Source organism: Micromonospora sp. WMMA1996 (genome assembly GCF_002573675.1).
Lineage (GTDB): Bacteria > Actinomycetota > Actinomycetes > Mycobacteriales > Micromonosporaceae > Micromonospora > Micromonospora sediminicola.
The window spans coordinates 2,029,359-2,042,285 of the sequence record NZ_PDHU01000001.1 but is presented as its reverse complement, the minus strand read 5'-3'; the positions used below and the strand labels follow the sequence as shown (position 1 = coordinate 2,042,285).

The following is a 12,927-nucleotide window of genomic DNA, read 5'->3' as shown; positions in this document are numbered from 1 at the left end:
CGGGCTACCGTGGGCGGGACCGGCAAGATCGCACGAGGAGCGGCACGGATGACCGAGCACGGACACGAGCTGGCCTTCGGCGGCTTCCTCACCCCCACCGCCGGACGGCCGGACCAGGTGGTGGCCCTCGCCTCGCTCTGCGAGCAGGTCGGGCTGGACCTGGTCACCTTCCAGGACCACCCCTACCAGCCGGGTTTCCTGGACACGTGGACGCTGATGTCGTACGTGGCCGCCGCCACCGACCGGATCGGACTGGCCGGCAACGTGCTCAACCTGCCGCTGCGCCAACCGGTGGTGCTCGCCCGCAGCGTGGCCAGCCTGGACCTGCTCACCGGCGGCCGGGTCGAGCTGGGGTTGGGCGCGGGCGCGTTCTGGGACGCGATCGAGGCGGCCGGCGGGCGGCGGCTCTCCCCCGGCGCGGCGGTCGACGCGCTCGACGAGGCGATCCAGGTCATCCGGGAGGTCTGGGGCACCGACCGACGCGGGATGATCCGCGTCGCCGGGGAGCACTACCGGGTGGTCGGCGCGAAGCGCGGACCGGCGCCGGCCCATCCGGTGGGCATCTGGGTGGGCGCGTACAAGCCACGCATGCTGCGCCTGGTCGGTCGCGCCGCGGACGGCTGGCTGCCGTCGCTGGCCTACCTGCCGAAGGGGCCCGACGAGCTGCCTGCGCTCAACGCGCTGGTCGACGAGGGCGCGCGGGCCGCCGGGCGGGACCCCGGCGAGATCCGCCGGATGCTCAACGTGACCGGCAGTTTCACCCGCTCGTCCACGGGGTTCCTGGCCGGGCCGCCGCGGCGGTGGGTGGAGGACCTGGCCGGGCTCACCCTGGAGCACGGCATCACCACCTTCGTCCTGGGCAGCGACGAGCCGCGCGCCATCCAGCTCTTCGCCCAGGAGGTGGCGCCGGCGGTCCGGGAGCTGGTCGCGGCCGAGCGCACCACGCCGGGCAGCGGCGCCCGCGCCGTCGCGCGGGAGCAGGCCGCCGGCGGCGTCCCGACCACCCTCGCGGTCACCCCCACGCCCGACCCGGGGGTACGCCTGAGCGCGCGCCGCCTCTGGGACGAGTCGACCCGTCCGACCGCCCCGCCGGCGCCGGCCGGGCACGTCTACCCGGCCCACGCGCAGGCCGCGGGGCAACATCTGGTGGACGTGCACGACCACCTGCGCCGGGAGCTGGCCCAGGTGCGGGACCTGCTGGAACAGGTGACGCGGGGCGCGGTCTCGCCGGGCGGCGCGCGGGCCGCGCTGAACGAGATGACCCTGCGGCAGAACAACTGGACGCTGGGCGCGTACTGCGCCGCGTACTGCACGGTGGTGACCCAGCACCACGGACTGGAGGACGCCTCGGTCTTCCCGCACCTGCGCCGCGCCGACGCCGGGCTGGCGGCGGTGCTCGACCGGCTGGAGGAGGAGCACGTGGTGATCCACGGCGTGGTGGAGGGTGTCGACCGGGCGCTGGTGGAGCTGATCAGCCGACCGGGTGACTTCACCGGGCTCCAGGAGGCGGCGGACCTGCTCACCGACACGCTGCTGTCACACCTGTCGTACGAGGAGCACCAGATCGTCGAGCCGCTGGCCCGGCACGGCTTCTACCCCGGTCAGCTGTGACCGACGGATATTCCCGAGCCGCGACGTGAGATAGCTGGCTTTTGTTTCCCTAAGTCAGCGCGGTAGCGTCGAGCCCATGACGGACTTCCTCGCGCAGCGCGACTCCTGGTCCACCGCCAACTGCTCGATCGCCCGGGCGCTCGAGGTGGTCGGCAACCGCACCACGCTGCTCCTGCTGCGCGAGGCGTCGTTCGGCACCCGGCGCTTCGACGACTTCGCCCGCCGGGTCGGCGTGAGCGAACCGGTCGCCGCCACCCGCCTCAAGCAGCTCGTCGCCGACGGCCTGCTCGACCGGCGGCCCTACCGGGAGCCCGGGCAGCGCACCCGCGACGAGTACGTGCTCACCGCCAAGGGCCGCGACCTGCTGCCCGTGCTCGTCGCCCTCCGCCAGTGGGGCGACGCGTACGCCGCCGACGAGGTCGGCCCGTCCGTCCTGGTCACCCACCACGACTGCGGGGCGGACGTGCACGCCCGGCTGCGCTGCGACGCCGGGCACGACGTGCCGGCCGACGAGCTGGCCGTGCTGCCCGGTCCGGGCCTGCGGACCTCCTGATCCACCCACCCTCAGCACCCTCGGAGCGAGACATGAAGATCGCTGGAAGCACCGCCCTGGTCACCGGCGCGAACCGCGGCTTCGGCCGGCGCCTGGCCGCGGAACTCGTGGCGCGGGGCGCCACGGTCTGGGCCGGCGCGCGCAACCCGGACAGCGTCGACCTGCCCGGCGTCACCCCGCTACGCCTGGACGTCACCGACCCCGCCTCGGTGGCCGCCGCCGCGCAGCGCGCCGGCGACGTGACGCTGCTGGTCAACAACGCCGGCGTGAGCACCGGCGCCGACCTGCTCGACGGCGACCTCGACCAGATCCGGCTGGAGCTGGAGACGCACTACCTCGGCACGCTGTCGGTGGTGCGGGCGTTCGCGCCCCGGATCGCGGCGAACGGCGGCGGGACGATCCTGAACGTCATGTCGGCCCTGTCCTGGTTCACGTTCCCCGGCGTCGGCGCGTACGGGGCGGCGAAGGCCGCCGAGTGGTCGATGACCAACGCGCTGCGCGTCGAGCTCGCCGACCGGGGCGTCCGGGTCGCCGGCCTGCACGTCGGCTACATGGACACCGACATGGCCGCCGCCGTCACCGGACCCAAGGCCGACCCGGCCGAGGTCGCCCGGATGGCTGCCGACGGCATCGAGTCCGACAGCTACGAGATCCTGGCCGACGACGTCGCCCGCCGGGTCCAGGCCGGACTGTCCGGCGGCGTGGCCGCCCTCTACCCCGACCTCCCCTGAGCGTCCGGTGTTAAGAAGGGCCCCCTCCTCTGCACGAAGCGTTAAGAAGGGGCCCTTCCTTACCTCTAGAGGCCGCGGGCGAGGCGGTCGGCGAGGATCCGGGTGAAGCGGGCCGGGTCGGCGAGGTCGCCGCCCTCGGCCAGCAGCGCCATGCCGTACAGCAGCTCGGCGGTCTCGGTCAGCGCGGCGGTGTCGCCACCCTCGCCGTGCGCCTTGCGCAGCCCGGTGACCAGCGGGTGGGTCGGGTTCAGCTCCAGGATCCGCTTGACCCGGGGCACCTCCTGACCCATCGCCCGGTACATCTTCTCCAGCGTCGGCGTCATGTCGTACGCGTCGCCCACCACGCAGGCCGGCGAGGTGGTCAGCCGGGTGGACAGCCGCACCTCCTTGACGCTGTCGGTGAGCGCGCCGCCGAGGAAGGTGAGCAGGTCGGCGTACTCCTGCCGCTCGGCCTCGGCCTTCTCCTTCTCCTCCTCGGTCTCCAGGTCGACCTGGCCCTTGGCCACCGAGCGCAGCGTCTTCCCGTCGTACGCGCCGACCCGCTCGACCCACACCTCGTCCACCGGGTCGGTGAGGATCAGCACCTCGTAACCTTTGGCCCGGAACGCCTCCAGGTGCGGCGAGTTCTCGATGGTGGCCCGGTTCTCGCCGGTGGCGTAGTAGATCTCGGTCTGGCCGTCCTTCATCCGCTCCACGTAGGCGCGCAGCGTGGTCGGCTCGGCCGGGTCGTGGGTGCTGGCCGCGCGGACCAGGTCCAGCAGCGCCTCGGTGTTGTCCGGGTCCTCCAGCAGACCCTCCTTGACCACCGGCCCGAACTCGGTCCAGAACGTGCGGTACGACTCGGCGGACATGTCCTTGAGCGTGCCCAGCACCTTCTTGACCAACCGCCGGCGCACCGCGCGGATCTGCCGGTCCTGCTGCAGGATCTCCCGGGAGATGTTCAGCGACAGGTCGTGCGCGTCCACCACACCCTTGACGAAGCGCAGGTAGTTGGGGATCAGCGCCTCGCAGTCGTCCATGATGAACACGCGCTTGACGTAGAGCTGCACGCCACGACGGCCCTGCGGGGCGAACAGGTCGAGCGGGGCGTGCGAGGGCAGGAAGAGCAGCGCCTCGTACTCGAACGTGCCCTCGCCGCGCATGTGGATGGTCTCGAGGGGGTCGGCCCAGTCGTGCGCGACGTGCCGGTAGAACTCCTTGTACTCGGCCTCGTCCACCTCGTCGCGCGACCGCGCCCAGAGCGCCTTCATCGAGTTGAGCGTCTGCTCCTCGCGGTTGGCGGCGCCGTCCTCGCCGGGGACGTCCACGCTCATCCGGATCGGCCAGGCGATGAAGTCGGAGTAGCGCTTGACGATCTCGCGGATGGTCCGCTCGGCGGTGTAGTCGTGCAGGTTGTCGTCGGCGTCGACCGGCTTGAGGTGCAGGGTGACCGAGGTGCCCTGCGGCGCCTCGTCGACCGCCTCCACGGAGTAGGTGCCCTCGCCGGAGGACTCCCAACGGGTGCCGCCGGTCTCCCCGGCCCGCCGGGTCAGCAGCGTCACCCGGTCGGCGACCATGAAGGTGGCGTAGAAGCCGACCCCGAACTGGCCGATCAGGTCCTGGTCGGCGGCGGCGTCCTTGGACTCGCGCAGCGTACGCAGCAGCTCGGCGGTGCCGGACTTGGCGATCGTGCCGATCAGGCCGACCACCTCGTCGCGGGACATGCCGATGCCGTTGTCCCGCACGGTCAGCGTGCGGGCGTCCCTGTCCACCTCGATCTCGATGTGCAGGTCGGACGCGTCGACCGACAGGTCCTTGTCGACCAGCGACGCCAGCCGCAGCTTGTCCAGCGCGTCGGACGCGTTCGAGATCAGTTCGCGCAGGAAGACGTCCTTGTTCGAGTAGATCGAGTGCACCATCAGCTGCAGCAGCTGACGCGCCTCGGCCTGGAACTCCAGCGTCTCGACCCGGTCGCTCACACCGACTCCCTTCCCGGTTGCGGGGCTACGGCGGAAAGGATACGAGGGGTGACCGGGACGGCACCCACCGGCCGGACCGGTACCGAAACCTGACTGGTCCAACCAGTTGACGGGTTGATGTGTGCGGGGCCACACTGCTGGCCATGGCCTTCGCCCCCGCTCCCCGCGCCTCGGTCTCCGACCACGTCTTCGGCCAGCTCCGCGACGCGATCGTGTCCGGTCGCTACCGCCCGGACGAGACCCTGCCGGGCGAGCGCGAGCTGGCCGCCGCCTTCGCGGTGAACCGGCACGCGGTCCGGGAGGCGTTGCGCCGGCTGCAACAGCTCGGCCTGGTCCGGGTCAGCCAGGGCGGCGCGACCCGGGTGCTGGACTGGCGGGTGCACGCCGGGCTCGACCTGGCGCTGTCGCTGGCCCGCTCCGGTGACGTGCTTCCGGTCGCGACGCTGGTGCGCGACATGCTGGAGATGCGGGCCTGCGTCGGCATCGACGCGGCCCGGCTCTGCGCCGAGCGCGGCGACACGGCGGTCGTCGCCGCCCTGGTCCGGGCCGCCGAGGAGTACGGCTCACTCGCCCCCGACCTGGACCGGATGGCCGAGGCGAACATCGCGATCTGGCGCCTGGTCGTGCGCGGCAGCGGCAACACCGCCTACCAGCTGGCCTTCAACAGCCTGGTCGCCGGCACGTTCGCGGTCGGCGACGTCCCCCCGGACACCCGTACCGCCGAACTGCTCGACGTCGCCGGCCACCGCCGCCTCGCCGCCGCGATCGCGTCCGGTCAGGGCGCGGCGGCCGCCCGGCACGCCCGGGCGCTCCTGACCGCCCCGGTCACCACCCCCACCACCCCCACCACCGGAAGGGAAGCGCGCGCATGATCCCCGCCGTGCTGTACGCCGTACCGGCGTTCCTGCTCCTGATCATCATCGAGGCGGTCTCCTACCGCTTCCTGCCCGACGACGAGGAACGCGGCTACGAGCTGCGCGACACCACCACCAGCCTGTCGATGGGGCTGGGCAGTCAGATCATCGGCTTTCCGTGGAAGCTGCTCACGGTCGGTGTCTTCGCGGCCCTGTGGACGGTCGCGCCGGTCCACCTCTCCCCCGGCGACTGGTGGACCTGGGTGATCCTCTTCTTCGCCGACGACCTGGCCTACTACTGGTTCCACCGCTCCCACCACGAGGTGCGCGTGCTCTGGGCGAGCCACGTCGTGCACCACTCCAGCGTCTACTACAACCTCTCCACCGCGCTGCGGCAGAGCTGGACGCCGATGACCTCGCTGCCGTTCTGGCTGGCGCTGGCGCTGCTCGGCATCCCGCCGTGGATGATCTTCCTCCAGCAGTCGGTCAGTCTGCTGTACCAGTTCTTCCTGCACACCGAGCGGATCAACGTACTGCCCCGGCCGATCGAGTGGATCTTCAACACGCCGTCGCACCACCGGGTGCACCACGGCTCGAACACCGAATACCTGGACCGCAACTACGGCGGCATTCTGATCATCTGGGACCGGCTGTTCGGCACCTTCGAGCCGGAGCGGGCCACCGCGCGCTACGGGCTCACGAAGAACATCGGCACCTACAACCCGCTGCGGGTGGCCACCCACGAGTTCGCCGCGATCTGGTCCGACGTGCGCCGGGCCACGTGCTGGCGGCACCGCCTCGGTTACCTGTTCGGCCGACCCGGCTGGCAGCCGGCCCGGTGAGGCGCTCCTGGCTGACCCTGTTCGGGCTGGTCGCCGCGGTCGAGCTGGTCGGCGTCGCGCTCGACTCGGCGGCGCTCCAGTGGCTGGCCAAGCCACTGCTGGCGCCGGTGCTGCTGGCGTACCTGTGGCAGCGGCGACGGCGGGTGGACGCGGTGGCGGTCGGTCTGGTCGCCGCCACCGCCGGGGACGTGGCCCTGCTCGTGCCGGGCCGGGGCGCGTTCCTGCTCGGCATGGGGTTCTTCCTGGTGGCGCAGCTGGCGTTCCTCACCGGGTTCCTGCGGCGCGGACGCCCGCCGGCCCTGGCGTGGGTGGGCTACCTGCTCGCCTGGGCGGCCGGCAACGCCCTGCTGTGGAGCGCGTTGGGGCCGCTGCGGCTGCCGGTGCTCGGCTACAGCCTGGCCCTGTGCCTGATGGCCGCCGCCGCGACCGGCGTGTCCGCGCGGACCGCTGCCGGCGGCGCGTTGTTCCTCGTCTCCGACCTGCTGATCGGCGTCGGCGCGGCCGGCGGGGACCTGCCCGGCGCCGGCCTGCTGGTGATGGGCACCTACAGCGCCGCGCTGCTGCTGATCACCACCGGCTGGGCGGCCGACCGCGCCGCCGCCGGCCCGGCCCGCGACCCGGCGCCGGTCCCGGCCTGACCCCGACGTGGGCGGCGGCGCGAGGTCGTGCCGCCGCCCACGGGAGCCGTCAGCGCACCCGGACCGGGGTCGAGATCAGCTGGTTGTCCGCCGGGAGCGCGTCGCGGTGGTCCCGCACCGCGGCCACCGCGCGGAAGGTCACCTTGCCCATCGCCGCGTCCTCCGGCGTCACCGTGTACGTGAACGAGAACGAGGTGCGTCCACCGCCGTCCGTCGCCGGGACCGGCTTGGTGGCGGCGTCCACCTGCTCGAATCCCCACGGGTTGCTGCGTTCGAGGCGGACCTCCACGTGCTCGTCGTAGCGGTTGTTGCGCACCTCGACGGTGATGCCGACGCGCTGTCCGGCACGGGCGGTCGAGGGGGTGTTCACCTTGACCACCGCCACGTCGTGGGTGCGGACCACGGAGGTGTGGGTGGCCGTGGCGGTGCGCCCGTCGACAGTGCGCGCGGTCAGCCGCACCCGGTGGTCGCCGTCGGACGTGAAGCGGTGCCGGGGATACTGCTCGGTCGACGTGGTGCCGTCGCCGAAGTCCCAGACGAGCGAACCCAGGTCGATGCCGAGGCCGGCCGGGTCGTACAGCCGGGGCCAGAACGCGACCTCGTCGAAGACGCTCCACTCCACGTCGGCCACGTCGAAGTCGACCTCCGGGCCGGGTGCCACGTCCAGCCGGAACGTCGTCTGCTCGGCGTAGTCCGCGCCGATCCGGAGAAGGTACGTCGTGCCGGCCCGTGCCCGGAACGTCACGGGCGTGCCGCCGTAGGTGGGGCGACAGGTGACCTCGGCGAGGGTCCCGAGGGAGTCGCCGGTGTAGACCGCGACCCCGAGGTAGTCCGGTCCGGTGCCGGCGGTGACCAGTTGATCCGCGGTGGGCGTGTACGAGTACCAGACCGTCCGGCCGGCCTCGAAGCAGGACGACGGCTCGCCCTCCTGCACGGTGGCGGCGCTGAGATCCTGGCCGTCGACGAACGGCAGCGCGCCGACCGGCAGCGCGCCGGCCAGGTTGTCGTTGGCCGGCGCGTCGGCCGCGGCGGACGCGCCCGCCGCGTTGACGGCCAGCAGGGCGACCACGCCCGGAACCGCGACGGCGATCCGGGCGAACTGTCGGTTGACCACTTCTCCTCCTGGGGGCCCCGTATCCCTTGTGGATGCGACCGGGCCACGGTAGGAACCCGCACCCCAGGGCCGGGCTAAGAGAAGCTCTCGCCGAGGTTAAGGTCGGCGGGTCGCGCCGGATCCGAGCACCCGGGTCACCACGGTCAGGTCGTCGCCGCCGAGGCCCTGGTCCACCGCGTGCCGCCACTCGGCGGCCAGCGCCTCGCCGGCCGGGAAGCTGCCCGGCGGCGCCTCCCGCAGCGCCAGCTCGACGTCCTTGAGCGCCAGCGCGAGCGCGTACTGCGCGTCGTGCTCGTCGCGGACGATCCGGCCCAGCTTCTCGGCCGCCCACGGCGACACCAGCGGGCTGCCGCCCAGCGCCTCCCGTACGGTGTCGCGGTCGAGGCCGAGCGTGTCGCCGAGGGCGACCGCCGCGGCGACGCCCTCGTTGACGAACGCGAGCAGCAGGTTGTTGACGAGTTTGAGCCGCGAGCCGGCGCCGGTCGGCCCGAGCCACAGCGTCCGCTGCCCGACCGCGTCGAAGACCGGCGCGACCCGCTCGCGGGCCTGGTCCGGCCCGGAGGCGAGCACCACGAGCCTGCCCTGCTCGGCCGGGCCCCGACTGCCGGCCACCGGCGCGTCGACCAGCGTGACGTCGGGGCGCTCGGCGGCGACCAGCTCGGCCAGCCGTCCGGTCTCGGCGACCCCGATGGTGCTCATCTGCGCCCAGACCGCCCCGGCCGGCAGCGCGGCGAGCATGCCCTGGTCGACGGCGATCGCGCGGACCACGGCGGCGTCGGTCACCATGGTCACCGCCACGTCCGCCCGCCGGACCGCGTCGGCCGGATCGGCCGCCACCTCGGCGCCCCGATCCGCGAGCGCACGGGCCGGCTCCGGGTGCCGGTTCCACACCACCGTGTCCAGGCCGGCGCCGAGCAGGTTGGCCGCCATCGGCGTCCCCATGCCGCCGAGGCCGAGCATCGCCACCCGTGTCATCCACCGCTCCCGTCGTCGCCCGTCCGGGCCAGCCTAGGCGCGGGGCCGGACGGCGGCGTCCCACACTCCGGATCGGACGACTTGTCGGTCGGCAGCTCACCGGACCATCATTCACTTTCGCAAGATTCTGGAAATCCTTTCTTATCAAGACTGTCCACTTGCAAGCCTTGAAAGGACTTCCACGCACTCCTAGCGTGATGGCGTGCTTCGTCGTCTCGCCCTCCCGCTCGCGGTGGTCGTTCTCGCCGCCGTACCAACGCCTGCCCCGGCGGCCGCCGGGCCCTCGCCGGCCGCTGCGCCCACGTTCCTGGTGCGACCGGCCGCCGGGCCGGCCGCGCTCGCCGACGATCTCGCCGCGGTGGGGCGGGTCGACGGCGTCCGGCTGACCGTCCGGCGCACGCTCGCCACCGGTGACCTGTTGGTGCGCGCCGACCACGCCCTGCCCGCCCGCGGCGCGGCGGCGCTGCTCGAGCGGCTGCGCGCCCGCGCCGACGTGGCCTGGGCCGGCCGGGAGACCCGACTGCGCGCCGACACCGACCCGGTCCCGCCCGTCGCGTGGGACCTGCACGACCCGGTCGGCGGCGTGTACGCGGACGCGGCCTGGGCCACCGGCGCGGACGGCGCCGGCGTGACGGTCGCGGTGCTCGACACCGGTGTCACCCGGCACCACGACCTGGCCGGGCGGCTGCGCGCCGGCTACGACTTCGTCAGCGCGCCGGACGACGCCCGCGACGGCGACGGACGCGACCCGGACGCCACCGACCAGGGCGACTGGGCCGAGCCGGGCGACTGCGGCCCGGAGTTCCGCCCGAGCAGTTGGCACGGCACCCACGTCGCGGGCACCGTCGCGGCGCGCGACGAGGGTGGGGTGGCCGGGCTCGCACCCGGCGCGCGGGTCCAGCCGGTGCGCGTCCTGGGCCGGTGCGGTGGTACCACCGCCGACCTGGTCGACGCGATCGTCTGGGCCGCCGGCGGACGCGTGCCGGGGGTGCCGGACAACCCCACCCCGGCCCGGGTGCTCAACCTCAGCCTCGGTGCGCCCGGCCCGTGCGACCCGGCCACGCAGGCCGCGATCGACGACGCCGTGGCGCGGGGCGCGACAGTGGTGGTGTCCGCCGGCAACGCCGGCGCCGACGCCGCCCAGCAGACGCCGGCGAGCTGCGCCGGGGTGCTCACGGTCGCGGCCAGCACCGTCGACGGTGAACGGGCCGGCTACTCCAACCGGGGTACGGCGGTCGAGCTGGCCGCCCCCGGCGGCGACCGGGAGCACGGCGTACGGTCCACCGTCGACACCGGCCGCACCGTGCCCGAGGGCGACGGCTGGGCGGCGTACGCCGGCACGAGCATGGCCGCGCCGCACGTCAGCGCCGCCGTGGCGCTGCTGCTGGACCGCCGCCCCGACCTGCGTCCCGCCGAGACGTCGGCGCTGCTCACCGCGACCGCCCGGCCCAGCGCCCGACCCGACGAGTGCCGCTGCGGCGCCGGGGTGCTCGACGTCGACCTGGCGCTGCGCGCCGCCACCGGCCGGCCCGGCACGACCACCCGCCTGCTGGTGCGGGCCGGGGTGCGCCCCGGCGAGCCGACGGTCGAGAACGCCGGGGTACGCCTGGCCGGCACGCTGAGCCGGCTCGGCACCGGCCTGCCGGACTGGGATCCGTCCGGCGTGCCGCTGCGCCCGGTCGACCGGACCGGCCCGTACCGCACGGTGCTCACCGTGCCGGCCGGGACCGAGCTGGCCTACAAGTACACGCTCGGCGACTGGGCGCACGTGGAGCAGACCTGGACCGACAGCGACGCCGGCTGCGTCGACGTCGCCGACCGGACGGTCACCGCCGGCGCGCCCGGCACCGTCCAGGTCGTCGCCGACCTCACCACCGGGTTCCGGGGCGTCCCGCCCTGCGACCGCTGACCACCGCACCGCCGCCACCACCGCCTCACCCCGTGACCGGAAGGACGACCATGCGACGCACACTGCGCGCACTGCTCACCACGCTGGCCCTGCTCGCCGCCGCGCTCGGCGGGCCCGCCGCGGCGCACGCCTCCCCGCCGCCCCCACAGGAGCTGGGCGGCCTCGACCTGGGCGCGTACTGCCGGTCGCTCGGCGCGGCCGACGCGGTGCTGACCGGTCCGACCGCGTACGACTGGCACTGCCGGGCCGGCGACGGCCGCCTCGGCGACCTGACCTTCGAGGCGGCGTGCCGGTGGACGTACCGGACCGACGCGGCGACGGACCGGATCGGCGACTTCTACGATCCGACCTCGGTGCGCTGCTGGCGGGTCCGCGCCGACGTGGTGGCGCCGGAACTGACCCGCTGGTGCCAGGTCACCGGCAACTCCACCGCGGAGCTGCGCGGCGGCACGGTCTACGACTGGCGCTGCGTGCGCTACAGCCGGGCCGGGGTGACCTACTCCGACGTCGACGTGCTGGCCGCCTGCCGGGAGACCACCCGCGGGTACGCGACCGTCGAGCGCTTCGTCCGCTTCGGCGACCCGTACTCCTGGCAGTGCCGGGTCTGATCCTCCCCACCACGCCCGCCGGCGTCGGCTCCGTGCCGGCGCCGGCGGGTATCCTGCCGGCGTGGCCAGGGAGAACGGGCGCAAGCTGATCGCCTCGAACAAGAAGGCGCGGCACGACTACGACGTGCTCAAGACCTACGAGGCGGGCATCGTGCTGGCCGGCACCGAGGTGAAGTCGTTGCGCGAGGGTCGGGTGTCGCTGGTCGACGCGTTCGCCCAGGAGCACGACGGCGAGATCATGCTGCACGGCCTGCACATCGCCGAGTACGGCTTCGGCACCTGGACCAACCACGCGCCCCGCCGCACCCGCAAGCTGCTGCTGCACCGGGTGGAGATCGCCCGGATCCTGGAGCGGCTGCGCGACGGCGGGATCACGCTGGTGCCGCTGTCGATGTACTTCGCGGACGGCTGGGCCAAGGTCGAGCTGGGGCTGGCCCGGGGCCGCCGCTCGTACGACAAGCGCCAGGCGCTCGCCGAGCGCGACGCCAACCGGGAGATCGCCCGGGAGATGGGCCGCCGCCTCAAGGGCCGTGCGGTCGGCCGCCGCGCCTGATCGGTCCGCCACGTGTTGCGGACAGTTCCTGTCCGCTGGCTCCGGCAAGCTGGACGGCGACCGATCACACGCGCCGCCGCCTCGCCGGCGGACCGGACGGAAGGCGAGCTGAGATGGCCCGCGACGTGCAAATCACCTTCGACTGCGCCGACCCGGCGAAGCTGGCGGCGTTCTGGGCCGAGGCCCTCGGCTACCGGGTCCAGGGCCCGCCCGCGGGCTTCGACTCGTGGGAGCAGGCGCTGACCGCGATGGGTGTGCCGCCGCAGCGGCACAACGACGCGTCGGCGGTGGTCGACCCCGAGGGCGCCGGCCCGCGGTTGTTCTTCCAGCGGGTGCCGGAGCCGAAGCAGGCCAAGAACCGGGTGCACCTGGACGTGCGGGCCGCGCCGGGGCTCACCGGCGAGGCCCGGATGGCGGCGCTGGAGGCGGCGGCCGACCGGCTGGTCGCGCTCGGCGCGACCCGGGGGGACCGGCACGAGCCCGCGCCCCCGCTGGCCGCCGGCCACATCGTGATGACCGACCCGGAGGGCAACGAGTTCTGCCTCGACTGATCGAGGCGGCAACATACAACACTCCTTGTA

At 73.8% G+C, this 12,927-nt stretch carries 13 protein-coding genes; 10 read left to right on the top strand and 3 right to left on the bottom strand.

The window, feature by feature from the left end; translation table 11 throughout:
• The first annotated feature begins 48 nt into the window (after nucleotides 1–48).
• From COO58_RS09795 to COO58_RS09785, 3 genes are all read left to right on the top strand, one after another.
• Nucleotides 49–1,611 (top strand): LLM class flavin-dependent oxidoreductase, encoded by a 1,563-nt coding sequence (locus COO58_RS09795; RefSeq protein WP_098744691.1) that lies wholly within the window; start codon nucleotides 49–51, stop codon nucleotides 1,609–1,611.
• 76 nt (nucleotides 1,612–1,687) lie between these two features.
• Nucleotides 1,688–2,164 carry a helix-turn-helix domain-containing protein gene (locus tag COO58_RS09790; RefSeq protein ID WP_098744690.1) on the top strand — a complete coding sequence of 159 codons (477 nt, stop codon included), beginning with the start codon at nucleotides 1,688–1,690 and terminating at the stop codon, nucleotides 2,162–2,164.
• Nucleotides 2,165–2,196: 32 nt separating this feature from the next.
• Nucleotides 2,197–2,895 carry an SDR family oxidoreductase gene (locus tag COO58_RS09785; protein WP_098744688.1) on the top strand — a complete coding sequence of 233 codons (699 nt, stop codon included), beginning with the start codon at nucleotides 2,197–2,199 and terminating at the stop codon, nucleotides 2,893–2,895.
• A 65-nt stretch (nucleotides 2,896–2,960) separates the two neighbouring features.
• Here COO58_RS09785 and htpG read toward each other — a convergent pair whose 3' ends face one another.
• Entirely contained in the window at nucleotides 2,961–4,853 is a 1,893-nt protein-coding gene (gene htpG, locus COO58_RS09780; protein WP_098744686.1) for a molecular chaperone HtpG, read from the bottom strand.
• A 143-nt stretch (nucleotides 4,854–4,996) separates the two neighbouring features.
• On the opposite strand from htpG, the gene COO58_RS09775 reads away from it, so the two are divergent.
• From COO58_RS09775 to COO58_RS09765, 3 genes are read left to right on the top strand one after another with little or no spacing between them, the layout of a single operon-like run.
• A complete protein-coding gene (locus COO58_RS09775) occupies nucleotides 4,997–5,725 on the top strand; it encodes a FadR/GntR family transcriptional regulator (RefSeq protein ID WP_091577582.1) in 729 nt (242 codons plus the stop codon).
• Nucleotides 5,722–6,549 carry a sterol desaturase family protein gene (locus tag COO58_RS09770; protein WP_098744685.1) on the top strand — a complete coding sequence of 276 codons (828 nt, stop codon included), beginning with the start codon at nucleotides 5,722–5,724 and terminating at the stop codon, nucleotides 6,547–6,549. Before COO58_RS09775 ends, COO58_RS09770 begins: the two co-directional genes overlap by 4 nt.
• Nucleotides 6,546–7,187, top strand: coding sequence for a lysoplasmalogenase (locus COO58_RS09765; protein WP_098744683.1), 642 nt, complete (start codon nucleotides 6,546–6,548; stop codon nucleotides 7,185–7,187). The genes COO58_RS09770 and COO58_RS09765 overlap by 4 nt, the downstream gene beginning before the upstream one ends.
• 49 nt (nucleotides 7,188–7,236) lie before the next feature.
• On the opposite strand, the gene COO58_RS09760 is transcribed toward COO58_RS09765, so the two are convergent.
• Entirely contained in the window at nucleotides 7,237–8,301 is a 1,065-nt protein-coding gene (locus tag COO58_RS09760; protein WP_098744681.1) for a PKD domain-containing protein, read from the bottom strand.
• 96 nt (nucleotides 8,302–8,397) lie between these two features.
• Nucleotides 8,398–9,276 (bottom strand): NAD(P)-dependent oxidoreductase, encoded by an 879-nt coding sequence (locus COO58_RS09755; RefSeq protein ID WP_091574254.1) that lies wholly within the window; start codon nucleotides 9,274–9,276, stop codon nucleotides 8,398–8,400.
• Between the two features lie 202 nt (nucleotides 9,277–9,478).
• Between COO58_RS09755 and COO58_RS09750 the strand changes: the two genes are divergently transcribed.
• From COO58_RS09750 to COO58_RS09735, 4 genes are all read left to right on the top strand, one after another.
• On the top strand, nucleotides 9,479–11,185 hold the full coding sequence (locus tag COO58_RS09750; protein ID WP_098744680.1) for a S8 family serine peptidase: 1,707 nt from the start codon (nucleotides 9,479–9,481) through the stop codon (nucleotides 11,183–11,185).
• 50 nt (nucleotides 11,186–11,235) lie between these two features.
• Nucleotides 11,236–11,793 (top strand): hypothetical protein, encoded by a 558-nt coding sequence (locus COO58_RS09745; RefSeq protein ID WP_098744678.1) that lies wholly within the window; start codon nucleotides 11,236–11,238, stop codon nucleotides 11,791–11,793.
• A gap of 61 nt (nucleotides 11,794–11,854) precedes the next feature.
• Entirely contained in the window at nucleotides 11,855–12,346 is a 492-nt protein-coding gene (gene smpB, locus COO58_RS09740; protein WP_098744677.1) for an SsrA-binding protein SmpB, read from the top strand.
• Nucleotides 12,347–12,459: 113 nt separating this feature from the next.
• On the top strand, nucleotides 12,460–12,897 hold the full coding sequence (locus COO58_RS09735) for a VOC family protein (RefSeq protein ID WP_098744675.1): 438 nt from the start codon (nucleotides 12,460–12,462) through the stop codon (nucleotides 12,895–12,897).
• Nucleotides 12,898–12,927: the final 30 nt, after the last annotated feature.

Excerpts from the sequence above, each read along its gene's own strand:
- COO58_RS09795 (WP_098744691.1), top strand. The coding sequence starts at position 49 with ATGACCGAGCACGGACACGAGCTGGCCTTCGGCGGCTTCCTCACCCCC.
- COO58_RS09790 (WP_098744690.1), top strand. The coding sequence starts at position 1,688 with ATGACGGACTTCCTCGCGCAGCGCGACTCCTGGTCCACCGCCAACTGC.
- COO58_RS09785 (WP_098744688.1), top strand. The coding sequence starts at position 2,197 with ATGAAGATCGCTGGAAGCACCGCCCTGGTCACCGGCGCGAACCGCGGC.
- COO58_RS09775 (WP_091577582.1), top strand. The coding sequence starts at position 4,997 with ATGGCCTTCGCCCCCGCTCCCCGCGCCTCGGTCTCCGACCACGTCTTC.
- COO58_RS09770 (WP_098744685.1), top strand. The coding sequence starts at position 5,722 with ATGATCCCCGCCGTGCTGTACGCCGTACCGGCGTTCCTGCTCCTGATC.
- COO58_RS09755 (WP_091574254.1), bottom strand. The coding sequence starts at position 9,276 with ATGACACGGGTGGCGATGCTCGGCCTCGGCGGCATGGGGACGCCGATG.
- COO58_RS09745 (WP_098744678.1), top strand. The coding sequence starts at position 11,236 with ATGCGACGCACACTGCGCGCACTGCTCACCACGCTGGCCCTGCTCGCC.
- COO58_RS09735 (WP_098744675.1), top strand. The coding sequence starts at position 12,460 with ATGGCCCGCGACGTGCAAATCACCTTCGACTGCGCCGACCCGGCGAAG.